The organism is Algimonas ampicilliniresistens, from assembly GCF_030159955.1.
In the GTDB taxonomy this organism is placed as follows: Bacteria; Pseudomonadota; Alphaproteobacteria; order Caulobacterales; family Maricaulaceae; genus Litorimonas; species Litorimonas ampicilliniresistens.
The window spans coordinates 747,428-766,302 of the sequence record NZ_BSNK01000001.1; the positions used below are offsets into that span (position 1 = coordinate 747,428).

Annotated in this window: 18 protein-coding genes; 11 read left to right on the forward strand and 7 right to left on the reverse strand. The window is 56.9% G+C overall.

What is annotated here, in order from left to right:
* The first annotated feature begins 7 nt into the window (after positions 1-7).
* Entirely contained in the window at positions 8-625 is a 618-nt protein-coding gene (locus tag QQL54_RS03440; RefSeq protein WP_284387581.1) for a VOC family protein, read from the forward strand.
* A 6-nt stretch (positions 626-631) separates the two neighbouring features.
* Here the strand turns inward: QQL54_RS03440 and QQL54_RS03445 are convergent, their stop codons facing one another.
* The 7 genes from QQL54_RS03445 to QQL54_RS03475 form a co-directional block, all read right to left on the reverse strand.
* Complete coding sequence (locus QQL54_RS03445; RefSeq protein WP_284387583.1) at positions 632-979, reverse strand: response regulator; 348 nt, start codon at positions 977-979, stop codon at positions 632-634.
* A gap of 133 nt (positions 980-1,112) precedes the next feature.
* The gene (locus QQL54_RS03450) at positions 1,113-1,781 is read right to left on the reverse strand and encodes a sterol desaturase family protein (protein WP_284387585.1); all 669 of its coding nucleotides are present in this window, start codon (positions 1,779-1,781) and stop codon (positions 1,113-1,115) included.
* The gene (locus tag QQL54_RS03455; RefSeq protein ID WP_284387587.1) at positions 1,781-2,506 is read right to left on the reverse strand and encodes a hypothetical protein; all 726 of its coding nucleotides are present in this window, start codon (positions 2,504-2,506) and stop codon (positions 1,781-1,783) included. Before QQL54_RS03455 ends, QQL54_RS03450 begins: the two co-directional genes overlap by 1 nt.
* Positions 2,503-3,495 carry an MDR family NADP-dependent oxidoreductase gene (locus tag QQL54_RS03460; RefSeq protein ID WP_284387589.1) on the reverse strand — a complete coding sequence of 331 codons (993 nt, stop codon included), beginning with the start codon at positions 3,493-3,495 and terminating at the stop codon, positions 2,503-2,505. Before QQL54_RS03460 ends, QQL54_RS03455 begins: the two co-directional genes overlap by 4 nt.
* Positions 3,492-4,373: a VOC family protein gene (locus tag QQL54_RS03465; protein ID WP_284387591.1), complete on the reverse strand. Its 882-nt coding sequence runs from the start codon at positions 4,371-4,373 to the stop codon at positions 3,492-3,494. The genes QQL54_RS03460 and QQL54_RS03465 overlap by 4 nt, the downstream gene beginning before the upstream one ends.
* A gap of 3 nt (positions 4,374-4,376) precedes the next feature.
* Complete coding sequence (locus tag QQL54_RS03470; protein WP_284387592.1) at positions 4,377-5,954, reverse strand: FAD-binding oxidoreductase; 1,578 nt, start codon at positions 5,952-5,954, stop codon at positions 4,377-4,379.
* Between the two features lie 58 nt (positions 5,955-6,012).
* Positions 6,013-6,471, reverse strand: a complete 459-nt coding sequence (locus tag QQL54_RS03475; RefSeq protein ID WP_284387595.1) for a hypothetical protein — start codon at positions 6,469-6,471, stop codon at positions 6,013-6,015.
* A gap of 201 nt (positions 6,472-6,672) precedes the next feature.
* On the opposite strand from QQL54_RS03475, the gene QQL54_RS03480 reads away from it, so the two are divergent.
* From QQL54_RS03480 to QQL54_RS03525, 10 genes are all read left to right on the forward strand, one after another.
* Positions 6,673-8,844: a TonB-dependent receptor gene (locus tag QQL54_RS03480; protein WP_284387597.1), complete on the forward strand. Its 2,172-nt coding sequence runs from the start codon at positions 6,673-6,675 to the stop codon at positions 8,842-8,844.
* A gap of 66 nt (positions 8,845-8,910) precedes the next feature.
* Positions 8,911-10,284 (forward strand): 3-isopropylmalate dehydratase large subunit, encoded by a 1,374-nt coding sequence (locus QQL54_RS03485; RefSeq protein ID WP_284387599.1) that lies wholly within the window; start codon positions 8,911-8,913, stop codon positions 10,282-10,284.
* Positions 10,281-10,877, forward strand: a complete 597-nt coding sequence (gene leuD, locus QQL54_RS03490) for a 3-isopropylmalate dehydratase small subunit (protein ID WP_284387604.1) — start codon at positions 10,281-10,283, stop codon at positions 10,875-10,877. The genes QQL54_RS03485 and leuD overlap by 4 nt, the downstream gene beginning before the upstream one ends.
* Positions 10,874-11,857 carry a hypothetical protein gene (locus QQL54_RS03495; protein WP_284387606.1) on the forward strand — a complete coding sequence of 328 codons (984 nt, stop codon included), beginning with the start codon at positions 10,874-10,876 and terminating at the stop codon, positions 11,855-11,857. Before leuD ends, QQL54_RS03495 begins: the two co-directional genes overlap by 4 nt.
* Positions 11,854-13,128, forward strand: coding sequence for an MmgE/PrpD family protein (locus tag QQL54_RS03500; protein ID WP_284387608.1), 1,275 nt, complete (start codon positions 11,854-11,856; stop codon positions 13,126-13,128). Before QQL54_RS03495 ends, QQL54_RS03500 begins: the two co-directional genes overlap by 4 nt.
* Positions 13,125-14,489, forward strand: coding sequence for an MmgE/PrpD family protein (locus QQL54_RS03505; RefSeq protein WP_284387610.1), 1,365 nt, complete (start codon positions 13,125-13,127; stop codon positions 14,487-14,489). Before QQL54_RS03500 ends, QQL54_RS03505 begins: the two co-directional genes overlap by 4 nt.
* A complete protein-coding gene (locus QQL54_RS03510; RefSeq protein WP_284387612.1) occupies positions 14,486-15,877 on the forward strand; it encodes a phenylacetate--CoA ligase family protein in 1,392 nt (463 codons plus the stop codon). The genes QQL54_RS03505 and QQL54_RS03510 overlap by 4 nt, the downstream gene beginning before the upstream one ends.
* The gene (locus QQL54_RS03515) at positions 15,870-17,093 is read left to right on the forward strand and encodes an amidase (protein WP_284387614.1); all 1,224 of its coding nucleotides are present in this window, start codon (positions 15,870-15,872) and stop codon (positions 17,091-17,093) included. Before QQL54_RS03510 ends, QQL54_RS03515 begins: the two co-directional genes overlap by 8 nt.
* 45 nt (positions 17,094-17,138) lie before the next feature.
* On the forward strand, positions 17,139-18,068 hold the full coding sequence (locus QQL54_RS03520; RefSeq protein ID WP_284387616.1) for an AraC family transcriptional regulator: 930 nt from the start codon (positions 17,139-17,141) through the stop codon (positions 18,066-18,068).
* Positions 18,068-18,871: a VOC family protein gene (locus QQL54_RS03525; RefSeq protein ID WP_284387618.1), complete on the forward strand. Its 804-nt coding sequence runs from the start codon at positions 18,068-18,070 to the stop codon at positions 18,869-18,871. Before QQL54_RS03520 ends, QQL54_RS03525 begins: the two co-directional genes overlap by 1 nt.
* The last annotated feature ends 4 nt before the right edge of the window (positions 18,872-18,875 follow it).

An 18,875-nucleotide genomic window follows, 5' to 3' on the forward strand; every position in this document is an offset into this window, starting at 1 on the left:
AGAAACGATGATGATGAAACGTCTACTGACTTTAGCGGTGTGCAGCACCGCGCTTATGACCCTGAGCGCTTGTGCACACATCTCTGCGACTACAGAGGCTCTTAATGTGGCCGCACCGGATGCGGAGTCGCAGAAATTCGCGACTGACCTGCGGCGGACCTCGCTCATCGTCTCTGATATTGATGAAAGTTTGAAACTCTACCGCGACGTGCTCGGATTCGAGATCAATTACGACGCTGAAGTCACGATGAGCGGTAAGGCCCTGCCAGCGGGGGAACCCGGCGCGAAAGCGCGGCTCGTTCTGATTTCATCCAATGATAGTTGGGTCGGTTGGATCGGCCTTTTAGAATGGCTGGATCCGAAATTGGATATCCCTGAGCCGCGTCGGCGGATGGGCATTGGCGATGCGTTGCTGGTCTTCAATACCGAGAAAGTGGATGAGCATTGCGACGCAGCTGCTGAACTGGACGGCGTCTTCATGACGGCGCCGGCGGGCAATACGACCTATCCAGCGCGAGCAGGTGGCGAACCAATCGTGGTGCGGACCTGTTATCTATTCGATCGGGATGGATATTTTATGGAGCTCAATAAAGTGCTCGATCGCGAGAACTATAATAAAGGCTAGGCGGCGTTAGCCGAGTAGCGTTTTTACATCTTTGATGATCCGCTCAATCTGAACCGGCTTGGAGCGGATCAGAGGGTCATGGTCAGCCATACATTTTCGAACGTCATCAGCGTTGCCAGTGAGGAACATGAAGGGGACGCCCTGCTTGGCGAGTTCGCGCGCTACAAATTCAGATGTTCCACCTGTGACGTAGAAATCGAGCAAAGCCACATCTGGTGTGGGTTCATTGTCATTGCTGATGAGTTTAAGTGCTTCAGGGACCGAGGCGACAGGACCGATAATATCGTAACCTGCGTCTTCCATGACGCCTTCCATGTCGAGCGCGATGAATGGATCGTCCTCCAATATCATCACGCGGTACGCCATAAAGTCAGTCTTCCTGTTTCGTTCAGCACAATTTCGTCTCGACTACGATATTGAAATACATCCCAGTCGGTTCTGTTCCGAACCTGTACCAAATAATAACATAAATTAAGATTAAGGCTTCCTAAAAGAATTTTGTCGTTCCTGCAAATCCAACAATGATGAGCAGAAGATAGGTGATTCTGACCCACAATCGGGATCGGTCCATCACGGCGCGCAAGGGCAGTTCAGTCTCATCAGATGAGCCTTTTTCGATCAATGTCATCAAGGCTGGTCCGACAGGTTTGAACCGCACATCGATCATGATGGCTGCAATGAAGATCAGTCCGAAAAGAAAGGCCTTTGCCGCTAGCCAGTTGAAAGAGAGTGGCGCGCCCAAAACTAAGCTGACGAACCCGATATAGAGATAACCCGCCGCAAGCGCCCATTTCAGGACCATCTCGACCTTGCGCAGCTTCGTGCCGCGCGGCGTCTGTCCGGCTTTGTGAGCCGCCCAGACGAGATAGACCCAAGCTGCAGAGATTGCCCAAGCAAGGATAAGCGCCCAAATGGGAAGGATCCAATAACCGCCCAGATGCGCCAAAGAGATGGAACTCCCCACCATCAAGGCCCAGGCTGTGCGCGGTCCCATATCGACCATGACGAGCACCTTGAGCAGAGCTAGCCGCTGATCCAGCGTATAGTCTTTGCGATTGCGGAACTGCTCGCCGAGTACGGCCACGCCGAGATCGCCGCCGAGCCAGAAGACGAACAGAAGAATATGGAGGTAGAGCGCGAGGCTGTAGAGATCCATTAGCTGATCTCCACCAGCTCGGTCAGCTCATACCAAGTCTTCATATACCCGCCGACGCCGCCTTGGAGGAAAAACCCTTGCGCGTCGCGCGAACACCACATTTCATAAGGCGGATGTTCTTCCGGCAGACCTTCTGCCGTATCGACGATGGAAAACTTGCGTGCTTCGAACGTGCCAGCGCCAACCGTAATGGTCTCGTCGCTTTCATAGACGATGCCGAAATTGAGTGGGAACAGTTCGGGGCCTGTCGCGCCGCGGTGATCGGGCGAACTCATCATGACCTGTTTGATGCTGATCTTGCCGGGCTTGGCATCCAGCGGAAAGAGGCGGCCAAGAAAGCCGTCATTTATGATGGCGTGATGGCCGAACCAAGGCGTGCGCTCGCTAACTTCGATTTCCGCGCTATTCGGGCCCGCCACGCGGTTAAACCCATTAAATCGGGCATGGGTGTCATTGAAGTTAAACCAGCCACAACCCTCAAACACGCCGCCAACGGAGAGGCGCGAAAATCCGTCGATCGGGGCTAATGTATCCGTCTCAAAACTTGCAACGACATCGCGCAATACATCTGGCGCGTCGTCAATTTCGGTATGTGCGTGCAGCACGGATGTGCCGTTGGTCTGCTCATGAAAGGTGAAAGTCTCGCGCCCGCGATCCTCATTCATGCGGTCAGGTTTGTGCGACGTATAAGAGATGCGTCCGCGCCATGTGCGATGTGTCTTCATAGTTTCACCACTGCCTTTCCGACATTCTTTCCGCTGACTAAGCGCTCCATCAAGCCGCCTGCTTGGGCCAACCCTTCGACCTCATCATGCACGTAAGCAATCTTCCCCGATTTGACATGCGGCGCGATTTGAGCGCGAAACTTGTCCCATCGGTCGTAGTAATCATAAACGACCAAACCCATCATCTGGGCGCGCTTGCCCACGATCATGCCGACGGATGTCATGGCTGGCGCGCCGCCGTGATAGTGTCCGGCTAAACCGCACAGGACGACGCGCCCGTAGAGATTGAGATGTTGCATGGCGAGCCCGAGAATCTTGTCGCCGACATTTTCAAAATGGACGTCGATGCCGTTCGGCGCGGCAGAGGCTAGCTCAGTTTCCCAACCTTCAGATTTATAATCGAGGCAGCGATCATAGCCGAAGGTCTCTTCCGCCAATTTGCATTTTTGTGGACCGCCAGCGATGCCGATAGTGCGGGCTGCGCCGCGCACTTTGGCTATCTGCGCTGCTGTGGCGCCTACGGGACCGGACGCAGCGTCCACAAGGAAGGTCTCGCCCTCTTGAATGCGCGCTAATTGCGTCACGCCGGACCACGCCGTCAAGCCGGGCATACCGAGTACGCCGACATAGGCGTCAAGCGGGGCAGCTTTGGGATCAATGACCTGGTATTGATCGTCATAAAGGGCGACCCGCTCAGTCCAACCACCATCCATCGCGTGAATGAACTGGCCTTTATGGACTTTGGACGATCGACTCTCGACCACTTCGGCGACAATGGCCCCGGGGATCAGCCCGGAACCGGGCGTCGGCGCCGCTTCGCCCATATGCTGACCGCGCAGCCGTGTGCCAACATAGGGGTCGAGCGAGATATAAAGAATTTCAGCGAGGATGCCGCCGTCCGGGCAATTGGGCGTATCGATATCGATCAGCTCGAAATCTTTCGCCTTGGGTTTATCGGTGAGCGCGTGTTTGAGGACGACCTGTTTCATGTGTCTACAATCTCAATAAGGGTGCCATCAGGCGTTGTCAGGGTGACGGTACGTTTGCCGCCATAGAGAATACTGGGCGGCGTGATCGCGGTCTTTCCAGATCGAGCGAGCACGGCGTCGAAATCGGGGTGATAAAGCGTCCCGATGGCGATCCCAGGATGAAGTTCGCCCTCTCGTCGCGGGCGCGGGGTCGCGCCGTCCGGATATTGATCGACTTCTAGGAACACATCGCGCTCATGTTTGACCGTGGCCAGCGCGTGCAAGCTACCGTCGGGCAGTCCGTGCGCTTTGTTGATCATGGTATAATCAATTTCCATGGTCCGACCTGACGATAGACCAATCACGTCACGCAGAAAGGCGAGTTCGCGGTCCATATCGGAACTGCCCATGACCAGAATAAACAGGCTGTCGATCAGGCTGCTCGCCCGGGGCAGATCATATTCAGGCAAATCGTCATTGATCTGGGTGAGGTAGACGACTTCCCGGTCCGGCCCCATCACTTGCATCGGGTAGATGGAATCGAGACCGGCGATTTTCTTGGGAGGGCCGATGATTTCGAAAGGGCTCTCGATCATGCGTGCATTCACCGCGTCTGTGTCCTGCGTACAGATCTCAATCGCGTTCCAGCCATAGCTTTTCAGCGGCTCATAGTCGGGATGTGTGTCCTGCTGGATCAGGCGGAGATAGACGTCGCGGCCAGAGGCCGGGCGTAAAAGGGCTTGCCGCCGCCCGCCGAGCCGGGGCGCGTTCCAGCTATTGGCCAACTCGCCGTGAAGGCGGCTCTCTTCGACGACTGTGTAATCGAGCCATGTTGTGTACCAATCGATGGATCGGTCGAGATCGGATGACGTCAAGGTTGCCGCGCGGATCAGATGCACGGTCTAGACCTTGTTCAAGCCAAGGGATCCGGCATTCACCAACCCGTCTGGATCGAGCAGTGCCTTGATGCCGTCCAGCACGCCGCGGGTCTCGTCTGACATATTGTCGAGATAAGGATAGGTCCGACCGATTTGGAAATGGGCCGCGCCAAATTCGGTGAAAATGTCCAGGATATTCTGTCGGGCCTGTTCCACGACCGCTGTTGCGTCCGGGTTGGGGTCGAAGCGTTTGACGCGTTTGAGCGTTGCAGGCTCGACTGTTTGCTCGTGGATCGAATGGATTTCTTCGGGCCAGATAAAGACAGGCTCAACCAGATACCCATTGGTCGATAATGTCGTGATCAAATAGCCTGTCGTAATTTCGTGTTTGGCGAGTGCGTCTTTCATTCCGTCGAACATCGCATCAATCTTGGCGAAACAGGCCGGGCCGTCGCCCATCGACACGATCCCGTGGATCGGGACCCAGCGTTCGCCCTGCGGGCCAAGGATATTATTGAGCGGTGTGAACGGATTGGCGCGAATGATTTTCGGAATAGAATTTTCAATCGTGCGCGCACCATGCGCATCGGCAATGGCTTTGAGGCGGCTCATCTTGGCCGAGACTTCGCCTTCCGAATGACCTTCCACGACCCAATGTAGGGAATAGGCAGCATCACCAAGAAAGCTGCGCCCAGCCATGACGACCTTCGCGCCGTCCTTAATGCCCTTGAGCAGGCCGCCTTTGGATTTGGTCACGACATTGCCGAGCGTTTTAAAGTCGGCCGCGAGGCCAGCCCGCTTCATCCTAACTTCCTGAAGTTTTGGATCGAACCCGAATAATTCGCAGGCAAAGCCAAGCCGACCAATCTCCGCCATCGTCTCGGTCCATGCGCTCGCATCATCGAACTCGACGCTGGCATGATCTTCATGTGTCGGCAGCGGGATTAGGCGGAAGGTGGCTTCGGCTTTATAGCCCAGCGCCCCCGCATCGGACAGGAACAGACCAGTTAAGTCGGGGCCATATTGCCGCCAAAACGGTTTGCCCTTGGGGCTGGCCGCTGTCCCGGTTTTGACAATAGTTCCGTCCGAGAGAACGATGGTCAATGACGTCACGGAGTCAGTCGAGGGACCATAGGTTCCAGCACCGAAAAAGGCGTTATTTTGCGATAATCCGCCGCCAATAGTTGAACTGATGCCTGATAGCGGCCCCCAGAATGGGGTCCGGAGACCTTTCGGTTTTAGCGCGTCATAAAGCTGCATCCAAGTCACCCCAGCCTGAACCGTGACTGTCATATCGGCTTCGTTGATCTCGATGATGTCGTTCATTTGCGACAGGTCGAGCATCGCCACGCCTTTCCGGTCCGGCGTGTAGCCTTTGGTGTAACTCATGCCGCCGCCGCGTGGGTTCAGTTTGATCTTGGCGCGATGGGCGACAGCGACGGCTTCAGCGAGTTGCTCAGTCGTGCGCGGTGAAATGACAAAATCGGCGAGGTCGCCCTTGGCCCATATATCTTCAGAGAACAGGGCGCGACGGGCATCAACATCGTTCACCCCCTCTGTGCCAAGCAGTTGGGTTAGGCTATCGATCACAGGCTTATTCATTCGCCCGTTCTAACGCGGGTTGCAGAGGCTGTCTTGGCGTGGGTCAATCCGAGACCACTCAGTCTGAGGCAATCCGCCGCTCCTCACAGAGTGTGCGCCGGATCAGAACTCCGTCCTTGATGAAATGCCACGTACGGGACCTGAGTCCTTTGATGGGCGGTAAGATGATCTCCCAAAATACGACGCCCGGTAAATCTTTGCGATCTAAATGTAGCAGGATCAGCCCATCCTTGGTTTCCCATGCCGAGCCCGCAAAGGTCGGCTCATCCCACCAGAGACGTCCATCGCGGAACGTTCCGTCCAGCCGTGCGCGGTCAATCCGACCATCGCCATGGGTGAAGGTGTTGTGCTGAATATAGGCGAAGGGGCCATCGTCTGGAAACTCGCACACGACCCGGCTTTGATGCCGCTCGATCTCCTGTGCTTGCGCGTCCAGATGGATGTAGGTGCCGGTCCAGACCCCTTCATGCGCTCGCATGGCGGGCATGGTGTGATGAAACTCTGTATGGTGAGACATGTTTGCAACAGTCAGCGCAAAAAGCGCATTGCAAATTGTTTCATGTCAAAAAGGTGACGGGCGAAGCAATCCTAAGCGGAGCGTGTCCACTGGAAAGTGCAAAACGAGGAGACGGGCCGAAGAGTCCGCTTCTTGGGACCAAAGAGTTTTCAAATGGCGCGTAATCCCCCGGTTGCGCGACGGTCTAAAGGAATGAAATCCATGCTAACGAAGAGCCTCACTCGTACCGCCTCCATCGCTGCCTTAGCGGGCGCAATGCTGCTGCCCACTCATGCCTTCGGCCAAATTGACGAAGTCATCACGACGGCGCAGCGCCGGACGCAATCTGCACAAGATGTTCCGGTGTCTTTGACTGTGCTGACAGCCGAAGATCTGGAAATCCGTCAGATCGAAGACACGCTCGACCTACAGAGTTTTGTGCCGAACCTTAATCTGGGCACCAATACGGGGACGGCCAACGCGGCGCGGATTTTCTTGCGCGGTATCGGTGAAGACGAATCGCGCGGCCTAGTGGAGCCCGCTGTCGGGACCTATGTGGACGGCGTCTACTATGGTCGCTTGGTTGGGTCCTTGTTTGATCTGGTCGACTTGGAACAGATCGAAGTTCTGCGCGGCCCACAAGGCACGCTCTATGGCCGGAACTCCAATGGCGGCGCGATCAAGATCACGACCAAAAAACCTGACACGGAAGCCTTCGCCGCGAATGGCCGCGTCACTTACGGCAATAATGAACGGTTCGACGTCAAAGGGTCGGTCAATATGCCGATTTCTGATACGACGGCTCTTCGCGTATCTGGTCTTTACAAAAGCCGTGACGGTTTTTTCGACATTAATCCGAACGGGACGCTTGGCGGGACCAATTTTGAAAATGTCGGCGACCTAGAGACGATCGCATTCCGTGGCTCGCTGAGCCATGATGTTGGCGATTGGAACTTCCTGTTGATCGCGGACTATGCCGATGATGACAGTGATCCGATCCCATCCTCCATTGTTGATAGCCTTGATGCCGACGGCGATATTTTCACAGTCGAACCCGCTCCGGGGTCCTCCTGTGTTGATGGTGGTCCAGCGGACCGTGAGGCAGGGTCATTCCAGTTTACCCGTCCTGTCGGGTGTTTTGCGGGCTTCTTTAACGAGACCAAAAGCCAAGGTGTGTCGGGTCAAATCACGGGCGATGTGGGGCAGTTTACGATCCAATCCATCACCTCCTTCCGTCGTCTTGATGATGACCTGTCGTCGCATATTGGTTTCCCCTATCGTCAGAACACAGATCAGGAACAGATCAGCCAAGAAGTCACGGCCAGCTCTAACTTTGACGGCGCGTTCAACTTTGTCACCGGGGCTTATTATTTCAAAGAAGACCTCAATCTTGATACCAGCTTCGTCTTCCCGTTCAGCGTGGCTGCGGACGTCGAAAGCTTCGCTGTCTTTGGGCAGGGCGAATATAGTGTCGGCGACATCACGCTGACAGGTGGCTTGCGCTACACGGATGAGGACCGCGAATTCCAAGGGATTGCGCGGTCGTCCAACCTCACCAATGCGGTCGATGTGGGCGGCAGCAATGTCAGCTACAACGCGAAAATCGACTATGATGTGAACGATGACGTGATGATTTATGCGTCTTACGCAACGGGCTTTAAGGGCGGCGCCGTATCACCGGATTGTTTCGGTCCGGCTGCTTGCTTCCAGCCAGTTGAAGAGGAAGAAGTCGGGACCATCGAAGTCGGCTTCAAGTCGCGGCTCGCTGATGATCGGGTGCGGCTGAACGGCACCTATTTCTTCAATCAGTATGACAATCTTCAGATCGCCGCCTCTGTGCCGGGCCTTGGCTTCACGCGGTTCAATGTCGACGAGACAGAGATTTCAGGCTTTGAATTCGACTTCACACTCGCGCCGACTGAGCGGTTTCAGCTGAATGCAAATCTAGGGCTACTGGACGCTAAATACACGTCACTGACATTGGCGCAGGCGGGAGGTTTAACCAATAACGGTGTGCCCTGTGCGGGCGGCGTTGTGACGATCGATTGCGCTCTTGGATTGGAGCTGAAAAACGCGCCGTCCTACAAGGCGAACATCAGCGCGCAATATACGCAACCGCTCGGCAATGCGGATCTCGTCATCTCAGGCGACATTTCGTTTGAAGACGATAGCTTCAATCTGGTCGCTAACTCTCCAGCCAGTGCCGCGACCGACATTCCGGATCTCGCTAATGCCCGGATTGCCTATAAGCCAAACGATGCGTTCTGGAGCGTGGCTCTTTGGGCGCGCAACCTGACGGATAAGGAATATTATCGGGCGGGTACGGCGACAGGGAATGCCGTCTATGCGGCTGAGCCACTTACCTATGGCGTGGATTTCGGCTTTAACTTCTAGGCCAACATTTATCGTCTTTGATAAAGGGCAGTCGCGTTTTGGCGCGGCTGCCCTATCTATGTGACTATGGCACGCACGCTATTCGACAAAATCTGGGACGCGCACCGCGTTTCGACCCCAAAATCAGATGAAGCGTCAGGCGAGGATTTGATCGCGATTGATCGCGTTTTCTTGCATGAACGCACGGGCTCTGTGGCGCTGGAAAGCCTGATGGCGTCAGGGCGTGAGCCCATCGATCCGACGCGCGTCTTCTGCACGATGGACCATATCGTCAGTACGGATGAAGGCCGGGGTCGCAATGATGCCCGTACCCCCGGCGGCGAGGTCTTTATCACCGCGACTCGCGCCGCCGCGCAAAAGACAGGGATCAATCTGATCGACGTGGACAGTGCGGATCAAGGGATCGTCCACGTCATTTCACCCGAACTGGGTATCGCTCAGCCCGGCCTTACGCTGGTCTGCCCCGATAGTCATACGTGCAGCCAGGGTGCGCTCGGCGCGGCAGCTTGGGGGATCGGCTCGACCGATGCAGAACATGCGATGGCAACAGGAACGCTGCGCCTGAAACGCCCGCCGCAAATGCGGATACGCGTGAATGGAACGCTAGCGGACGGTATCACTGCTAAGGATCTAATTTTACATATTATCGGAACGCTCGGGGCGGATGGAGCGAAACGCTGCGCCGTCGAGTTTTGCGGTGAGGCCGTTGAAGCGCTTGGGGTCGAGGCCCGGCTGACCCTGTGTAATATGGCGGTCGAATTTGCAGCGTTCACAGCCATTATTGCCCCGGACGAGACGACGTTCGATTATCTCGAAGGTCGGCGTTTCGCTCCAAAAGCCGACGATTGGGACGCCGCGCTCGCCTATTGGCGGACGTTGATATCCGACGCTGACGCGACATTCGATTTTGAGCATGTATTCGATGCAAAAGAGATTGGTCACATGATCACGTGGGGCACATCACCGGGGCAGGCCGGTCGGCTCGATGGAACGGCTGACGCCTCTGATTATATGGGCCTTAAAGCCGGTGAGGTGATTGAGGGTCTGCCCATTGGCGGCGCGTTCATCGGGTCCTGTACCAATGCGCGGATCAGCGATCTGCGGGCCGCTGCCAAAATCTTACGCGGGCGCAAAGTCGCGGACGGTGTGACCGCGATCTGTGTGCCCGGATCAATGGCAGTGCGACGAGACGCCGAAGCCGAAGGGATTGACCAAATCTTCCGCGATGCGGGGTTTGAATGGGGCGAGGCAGGTTGTGCCTTTTGTTTTTATGCGGGCGGGCGCACCTTCGCGCCCGGCACGCGCGTCGTGAGTTCCACAAACCGAAATTTTGAAGGTCGGCAAGGACCAAACGTCCGCACCCATTTGGCTAGTCCCGCCGTGGTCGCGGCCAGCGCCGTTGCTGGCAAGATCGCCGCGCCCGGAAACCCTTCGCCATGAACCGTCCTTTCACCACCCACACAGGTGTCGCTGCGCCGTTACGCGGTGACAATATCGACACGGATCAGATTATCCCATCGCGTGAGATGAAGACCGTGTCCAAGACGGGTCTGTCGGGCGGCTTGTTTGCAGGCCAGCGCTACACGACTGGTCGAACCCCAAACCCGGACTTTGTTCTCAATCAGCCAGACTATGCGAACGCCACGATCCTCATTGGCGGACGTAATTTTGGCTGCGGTAGCTCGCGGGAACATGCGGTTTGGGCGCTAAAAGAATATGGTATCCGCGCAGTCATCGCGCCGAGTTTCGGTGAGATTTTCCACGGCAATCTGATCTCCAATGGTTTGTTACCGATCCAGCTAGCCAGCACCGTCATCGACCAACTGCCGCGCGAGGTCACAATTGATCTAACCGCGCAGACGATCAGCGGGCAGCGTTTTGAAATCGATGCGTCAGCGAAGCGCCGCCTCGTCGAAGGTCTCGACGCCATTGCAGAAACCCTGCAAAGCCGGGTGGAGATCGAGGAGTTTCTGGAGCGTGATCGCATAGCGCGACCTTGGGTTTATGAGAGGGTAAAAGGATGTTTCACGTGAAACCATGGATGGTCATTGGGCTAATCGCGCTGTCTGCCTGCCAAACGACGAATGTCACCGAGGATGCCCCGGTCAGCGCTGACGTCACTCCTGTCGTTGACCAAGCTTGGGACGAAGTTCGAATTGGCACTTATAATAATCAGGATTTTGCCAAGCTGTTTACTGAGATCGGCGGGTACACAGCCGTTTATTCCGATCCGGCAGTCATGATGTTGCAGCAAGACGGTCATGGCGCGCGCATCATATTGGAAGAAATGCCTATGGGCGCTCCGCAAGCCCGTGCGCCCGATGCAGCGAGTTGGGAGCCGGGCTGTTACTGGTCTCTGATGATGCGGGCCAAAAATGTGCCGTCGATTGTTGAGGATGCCAAGGCGCTCGGTTGGGAGCCCAAGACGCCGATCGCTTACCTTGAGTTCGGCCCATCCAAGCTAAATGTTGTTGTGTTGACCCATCAGGCGACGGGCACGCAAATTCAACTTTACGAACGCTTAACAACACCGCTGCCTGAAGGCTATCCAGACTTTGAACGCTTCGGCGTGCCGTTCAATATTATGCAAATGGTCAGTGATCGTGATGCGACCTACCGTTTTTTCACTGAGCAGCTTGGGTACGAAACCTTTTATCATGGCGAACCTTATGTGTCAGAAGAGCCAGAAATCATGCCGCTTGGCATTCCGGTCGAGTTAACGACAACCGTGCCCTATCGCGCTTCCATCGTGTCGCCGGTCAAAGGCATGGAAACGGGTCGGTTTGAGATGATCGAAGTGATGGGTGCAGATGCCGGGCTTACGGGTCGAGATTTCTCTGCGACTTGTACGCGTGAGGCTGTGGGACTGACGGAAGTTCGGTACCGAGTTAAGATTGATTCCCTGAAATCTCTAGCTCTTCTGCCAGAGGATCGCGCCGCTATTCCAGAGGGACATTCTTTGGTTCAGACCGCGCCAGATGGGGCCATGATCGCGTTTCTACCGCAACAATGACAACGACCAGTCAGGCGCTCGCCAAACAGCTTTCCCGTCCGATCATTGAGGCGGATCGTGAGCGTGCGCGTTTACTCCTACTCGATTGGACAGGGTGCGCCGTTGCGGGGCGGGCGGAACCGGCGGGTGTAAAGATTGCCGCCGCATTTGCCGATGAGGCGGGGCGTTGCACGCGGATCGGCTCATCGTCGGCCTCACCGCAAATGGCGGCGCTGCATAATGGCTGTCTCGGCAATGTTCTGGAGATGGATGATGTTGACAAGCGCGCGGTGCTGCACGCCGCCCCGACCGTCATTCCGGCGGCATTAGCGATGGCCGAACATGTCAACGCGGACGCGGCTGACCTGCTCGACGCGATTGTGATTGGGTATGAGGCGACGATCCGCATTGGCCGAGCTGTCGGGCCGGGGCATTATGCGTTCTGGCACAATACCGCGACCTGCGGTCCGTTCGGGGCAGCCGCGGCGGCCTGTCACCTGCTTTCCGGCAGCGACTTGGTCAGCGCACTCGGTCTCGCGGGGACGCAATCCGCTGGGCTGTGGCAGACACGCCATGAATCCGATTCCATGGCGAAACAGCTCCACGCGGGTCATGCGGCGCAGGTCGGCGTGCAATCGGCGCTGTTGTCCGCGCAGGGGTTCCAAGGTCCGCGCACGATTCTCGAAGGTGAACAGGGCTTCTTCAAAGCGCTCTGTCCGGGTGGTGATCCACAGGATGTGCTCGCCGATTATGGCGGGTGGTTGCTGCACGAAACGTCGCTCAAACCTTACCCGGCTTGCCGCCATGCCCATCCGGCTATCGACGCGGCGCTGACCGCGACAGATGCGGGCGGGCCGATCACGGTGCGAACCTATGCCGATGCGCTAAAGTTCTGTGATCGCCCAAATCCTGAAACCGCCATCGAAGCCAAATTTAGTCTACAACATGCGGTCGCGATCTGCCTTGATAAGGGTATGCCCGAATTGTCAGATTTCGAACCGGGCGTCATTGCAACTCATGCAGCGACTCGCGCGCGGGTCACAGTGGAAAGAAGCGCCGACTTCGACGTGGCCTATCCAGCCCATTACGGCGCGAGTGTTGAGATCGACGGTAAGATTTCGACGGCCACTGACGCGCTTGGTGATCCAGAAGTCCCTATGTCGCTACAGCAAGTTCGCGAGAAGGCTGCGGGATTGATACGGCATGGCGGAATGGACGAAGCAGCAGCTAACGCGCTGATAGAGGCTGCGCTAACCGGATCGCTGGATGACTATCGCGAGACTCTGCCATGACCGATATCTCTCGCGTCTTCGCGACTTACGCGCTGACCCAATCCGTTTTCTCAGACTCTGCCTATGACGCGGCGAAGACGTTTCTGCTCGACAGTCTCGGCGTCGGGATTGCGGGGTCGAACGCCCCGTTCCAAGACAGTGTCCATGCCGTTGTCCGCCAATGGGGTGAGGGCGGCGATGTGCATCTTTGGGGGTGCGGCCAAACCGCGCCACAGGCGTCAGCCGCCTATTTGAACGGATTTCAGATCCACTCGATGGAGTATGATTGCGTCCATGAACCCGCTGTCGTGCATCCCATGGCGACGATCTTGGCCGCTATTGGATCTGAAGTTGAAGCGCGGGGCAAGACGTCTGGTTTTGAGGTGTTGGAGGCCCTTATTGTCGCGGTTGATGTCGCCGTGGAACTCGGCGTCGCCGTCAAAAGCCCGCTGAAATTTTTTCGCCCCGCCACAGCAGGCTTATTCGGTGCAACGCTGGGGATTGCGCGCTTACGCGGTTTTGATGAGGCGACCGCTTTGTCAGCCATGGGCTGCGCCTTGGCGCAGTGTGCGGGCGTTATGCAGGCCCATGTCGAAGGCAAACCGACCTTACCCGTCCAAATTGCCGGCGCGGCGCGGGCGGCGGTCGTCGCCTGCGACCTTGCACAAGCCGGACTGCACGGGCCGGAACAGTCGCTTGAAGGTCCCTTCGGCTACTTCGCTATGTTCGAAGATGAGGTCGATATGAAAGCCGCCGCTGCGCATTTAGGCAAAACTCACCGCATCACAGAGGTGAGCTGGAAACCGTTCCCAACGGGCCGCGCTGCGCAGGGCGGTATACCGCTGGTGCAACGCCTGATGGAGCAGGGGGTAACCGCTGAGAATTTAGAGTATCTCGAATTGCAAGCCCCGCCCATTATTCCGCGCCTTGTCGCCCGCCCGGCGACGACCGGGATGAGCCCCAACTATGCGCGGCTCTGCTTTCCCTATCTGGCAGCCATCACATTGACTCGCGGCACAGTCGGGTTGGAGGATTTCACCCAAGACAGTCTGGACGATCCGGACTTGCTTACGCTCGCGGGCAAGATATCGGTCGTTACCAACCATGTTGAGGACCCGGCAGAATTCGTGCCGCAATCGGCCAAAGCTGTCCTGAGCGATGGGACAGAGCGGCTGGCGATGATCGCTAATCTATTCGGATCGCCGACCGACCCGCTGAGCCGCGAGCAACATTTGGAAAAATTTCGGACCTGTGTTGCCTTCGGCTTGAGCAAAGACAAGGCGGGCACGGTTGCAGACGGGCTTATCGCAAGGGTCGACCATCTAGAGCGGTTTGACGATGTGCGTGACCTATTTCGTCTGGCCGGAGGCATAATACTGTGAGCGCTACCTATTTCGACTTTGTCGACCCGGATGCGATCCGTGCGGATCATCCCATCGGGGATGCGTTTGTTGACTTTGCCAAAAATACGTCCCGCGATGCGTTGTTCGCGCATCAGGATCGGCTGTTCCGGCGTATGCTCACATTGGCGTGGAAAACGCCCTTCTACCAAAAACTCTGGGGCAATCAGGGGATTGAGCCGGGCGATATTGATGGCCTTAAGGACATCAACAAACTGCCCATGTTCGACAAATCTGATCTTATGGCGAGCATCGACCGCATGCCGCCCCTTGGGGACATGACCGGACTTGAATCTTATCCAGCCGACAAACGACCACCGGTAAAAGTTCACACCACGTCCGGCACGACGGGAAAGCCGCAAGTCCTGGCATTTGGGCCAAAATCGCGTGAAGTTCAGAACCTTTTGCTCGCGCGTCTCTATACGCTGCAAGGTATTGGGCAGGGCGATATCGTCCATTCCGTCTATGGCCACGGCCCGATCAATGGCGGTCATTATGTCCGCGAGGCTGTGACTCATTGGACGCAGGCCATCTTTCTCTCCGCCGGGACGGGCGTGGAAACGCGCTCCGTCAAACAGGTGCAAATGCTGGCCGATTTCAAATCCACGGCAATTGTGGGCTTTGCTGACTATATCAAAAAGCTCGCCACCGTGGCGCGAGAGCAGGGACTAGAACCTGGCGTCGACATTCCCGTGCGGACGATTTCTGGACATATGGGTCGTGAAGATAAAGGCTCCGTATCCGATATGTGGGGCGGCGCGGAATGTTATGATTGGTACGGCGTTGGCGATACGGGTGCAATTGCGGGTGAGGGACCGGACCAAGACGGGCTCTATGTGCTAGAAGACGCGCATTATCTTGAAGTTTGCGACATTGATACAGGCGTCGTCGTGCCAGACGGCCACACAGGCGACATGGTCGTGACCTGCCTGTTCAAAGACGATGTCTATCCGATCATCCGCTTCAATACGCACGATGTGACGGCGGTTCGGTCCGGTAAAAGTTCGCTCGGTTTCAATCTCAACCGGATCGAAGGGTTTCTCGGTCGGTCCGATAATATGGTGAAGCTACGCGGCATCAATATCTTCCCGCAAGCGCTCGGCCCGCTGATGGAGGAGATCGATGCTTTTGGTGGCGAATTTTACTGCCGGGCTGAACGCGATCAGGCTGGGCGTGATGAGATGATCGTTGTGGCTGAAACGAATGCGCCCGCCACGCCGGAGTTGGAAGCCAAGTTCGAAGCGCTGCTCAAGAGTAAACTCGGTCTCGGCATGGGCGTAAAGCTTGTTCCGATGGGCACGACGGGCGACGTAACGCAAGTCGATGTGAGGCAAAAACCGATCCGATTGGTGGATACTCGCTTTGACTGAGCGGCTAACCGCTCAATCCCGTCTGGAAGCCTGCTACGAAGCGATGAAGGCCGAGAATGATCGCATTAACGCGGTCATCGACGCTTTCAACGATCTCGCCATCCCCGAAATGGCCGATAGCGACATGCGCGCCGAAGACGGTCAGTCTTTGTCGCCCATCGACGGCCTGCCCATCGGCGTGAAGGCCAACATCGCAGTGGAAGGTAAATTCTGGCACGCGGGCATTAAGGCCTACGTATCGCGCAAGGCCGACGAAGACGCGCTCGTGGTCCAGCGCCTCAAAGCGGCCGGGGCTTTACTGGTCGGTACGTTGAACATGGAGGAGGGCGCGCTCGGGGCTCAAACTGACAATCCTTGGTTCGGCAAAACGATCAATCCGCTCAAGGATGGCTATACGCCCGGCGGAAGCTCTGGTGGATCATCAGCAGCCGTTGCGGCGGGGTTCGTCGAAGCGGCCTTGGGCACGGATACGATGGGCAGCGTACGCATCCCGTCAGCCTATTGCGGCCTGTGGGGCTTCAAACCGTCTCATTCGAACGAGATGCTGCAAGGTGTCGTCCCACTCTCACAAACACTCGATACGGTGGGCGTTCATGCGGCGACGCTAGAGACCTGCGTGCAGGTGATGGAAGTGATTGCCGATGCGGATTTGTCGGGTGGTGTTCCGGGCAAGATCTACGCGCTCGATTGGGGTGACTCGGTTGAATGTGAGTCATTCATTGTGGAAGAATTTGATATAATTTCAAAAGGTTACGCCAAGACTGATCTTAGCCCTTATGCCTATGGTCAATCCCGTCGCGCTGGGCTGATCTTATCTGAAGTTGAAGGCTATGACGCGCATGAGTCGCGATTGAAGAATAAGCCAGACGGGTTTTCTGACTTCTTCCGCAGCATGCTCGAATATGGTCGCGATTTGCCGCAAGATCGGATCGACGCAGCTTACGCTCATATTCGTGCGCTCCGCGCAGCAGAACTTCCGGATTTCATCCTTATGCCGACTGCGCCGCAAACTGCCTTTAAATTCGGCGATCCGGTTCCCGCAAATCAGGCGGATTTCACCGCCTTCGCGAACCTAGCCGATCGTCCCGCGATCGCCTTTCCGCTCGGTAGAGATCGGCGCGGATTACCCGCCAGCGCGCAGCTCGTCGGGCCAAGAGGGCGCGAGGCCGATCTGATCGCGACCGTGAAACAGTTTTTCAGAACTATGGGCCGATAGACAGACGGGCTTGTTTGGACCTCCAAAACCTGTTTCTTTAACAGTGTGTCTAAGGTCGAACAGCGAGCGATTGCGGCCGTCGAGCGGGCGCATATGGCGGTCCGGAGGAATCCGAGCCAGATTGTGACGCTGGAGGAGGCCGCCGCTCAGGCGGGCTATTCCGCATCGCGCCTGCACGCCATTTTCTCAGATCGATACGGTGAAACCTTTGGTGCTTTGGTGCGTCGTGTCCGGCTAGAGCATGCATGCAGATTAATGCGCGCCCGTCGCCACTGGAGCCTGACGCGCATAGCGTACCAGTCCGGCTATTCCGAAAGCTCCGATTTTACCCGATCTTTCCGCCGCGCCTACGGCCTAGCCCCAAGCCGTTGGGACAGGGTCGCGCCGCTCAACGGAGCGCGGAAAAATGAGAAGAATCGTCAAGCGGACACGATAGCGGCATGCGACACGGTTCTGATGCAGGCTGCTCCCGATACGAATGCGCCGACGTGGCCCGTGCGGATCGAGGCTCGGCCCGCCCAACATGTGGCGGTCTATCCAGTGGCCGAGGCCGAACAAACCGGGCGCCTGCGGGAGGGGTGGGACCAATTCGAAGCATGGCTTTCGACCCGCGGGCAGATGCGGACGGATCGGCTCATGATGGGGCTGAGCTATGACAGTCCCTACGATACGCCGGGGTCTGTGTACCGATTCGAACTGGCTTATCCTGTTGACCCGAACACCAAAGCCGGAGCGGGTGTTGTGATCCGGGATTTACCGGCGACTCAGGCGGCTGTACTGTCTTGCAACGGTGATCTGGAAGTCTTTTCAGGGGCTTGGGACTATCTTTGCCGTATTTTCGTGCCGAACAGTCCGTGGGAGCCCGGACTAGGCCCGACACTTGAAACCTATTTCGATGACCCCCGGCCGAGCGGGATGACACTATGGAATATGGACTGCATCGTGCCGGTCCAACGCAGCGGTGGAGCTGAATAATGAGCTTAGACGACATTCTTGAGGCAATGGCGGGTCACTGGTCCGGCGCGGAAGTGATTACGGTCGACCCCGCAGCGGGGACAACGCTCTCATCCACCGGGCAATTTGAAACGGTTACGGCGCTCGGCGGTGCGGGATCGCGGTCCAGCTACACGCAAGACATGTCCGGTCAGCCGGGGATGATGTGCGAAACGGTCTACCAGTTCGGGCCTGATAATGCCGTTACTATGGTCTGGATCCCAAATAGCGGGGAGGCGCAGATTTTCACGGGGCAGCGCAAGGGTGCGGTCATTACTGCGTCTCGCAATGCAGACGGCGGCATGACTCAAACTCAGGTCGCTGATTATTCGACGCCTGATCAACTTCAAAGCCGGATGATCATGACGATCCCGAATGGCCCAGAAATGACGGTGTTTGAAGCGACCTATGAGCGGAAGACCGTCACGTCGGCACAGCCGAGCTGGCACGATCTAACCGTGGATAACCCGGCTCAGAGCCTCGCTTTCTACGAAGCCGTGTTTGGTGGATCGCCTATCCCGATCAGCATGGGCGATTATAACGATTATTGTCTGACCAATGCGAATGGTGATGTATTGGGAGGGCTGTGCCACGCGCGTGGCGGCAATGCCGGGCTGCCGCCTGTCTGGCTGACCTATTTTCCGGTCCCGTCGCTCGATGACGCGATTTCAACCGCCAAAGCCAGTGGCGGGACGCTTGTTTCTGGCCCGCACAAGGCCGGAGAGACACGCTATGCGGTGCTAAGTGATCCGTCCGGGGCCGCTTTCACAGTATCTGAGAGCTAATCCG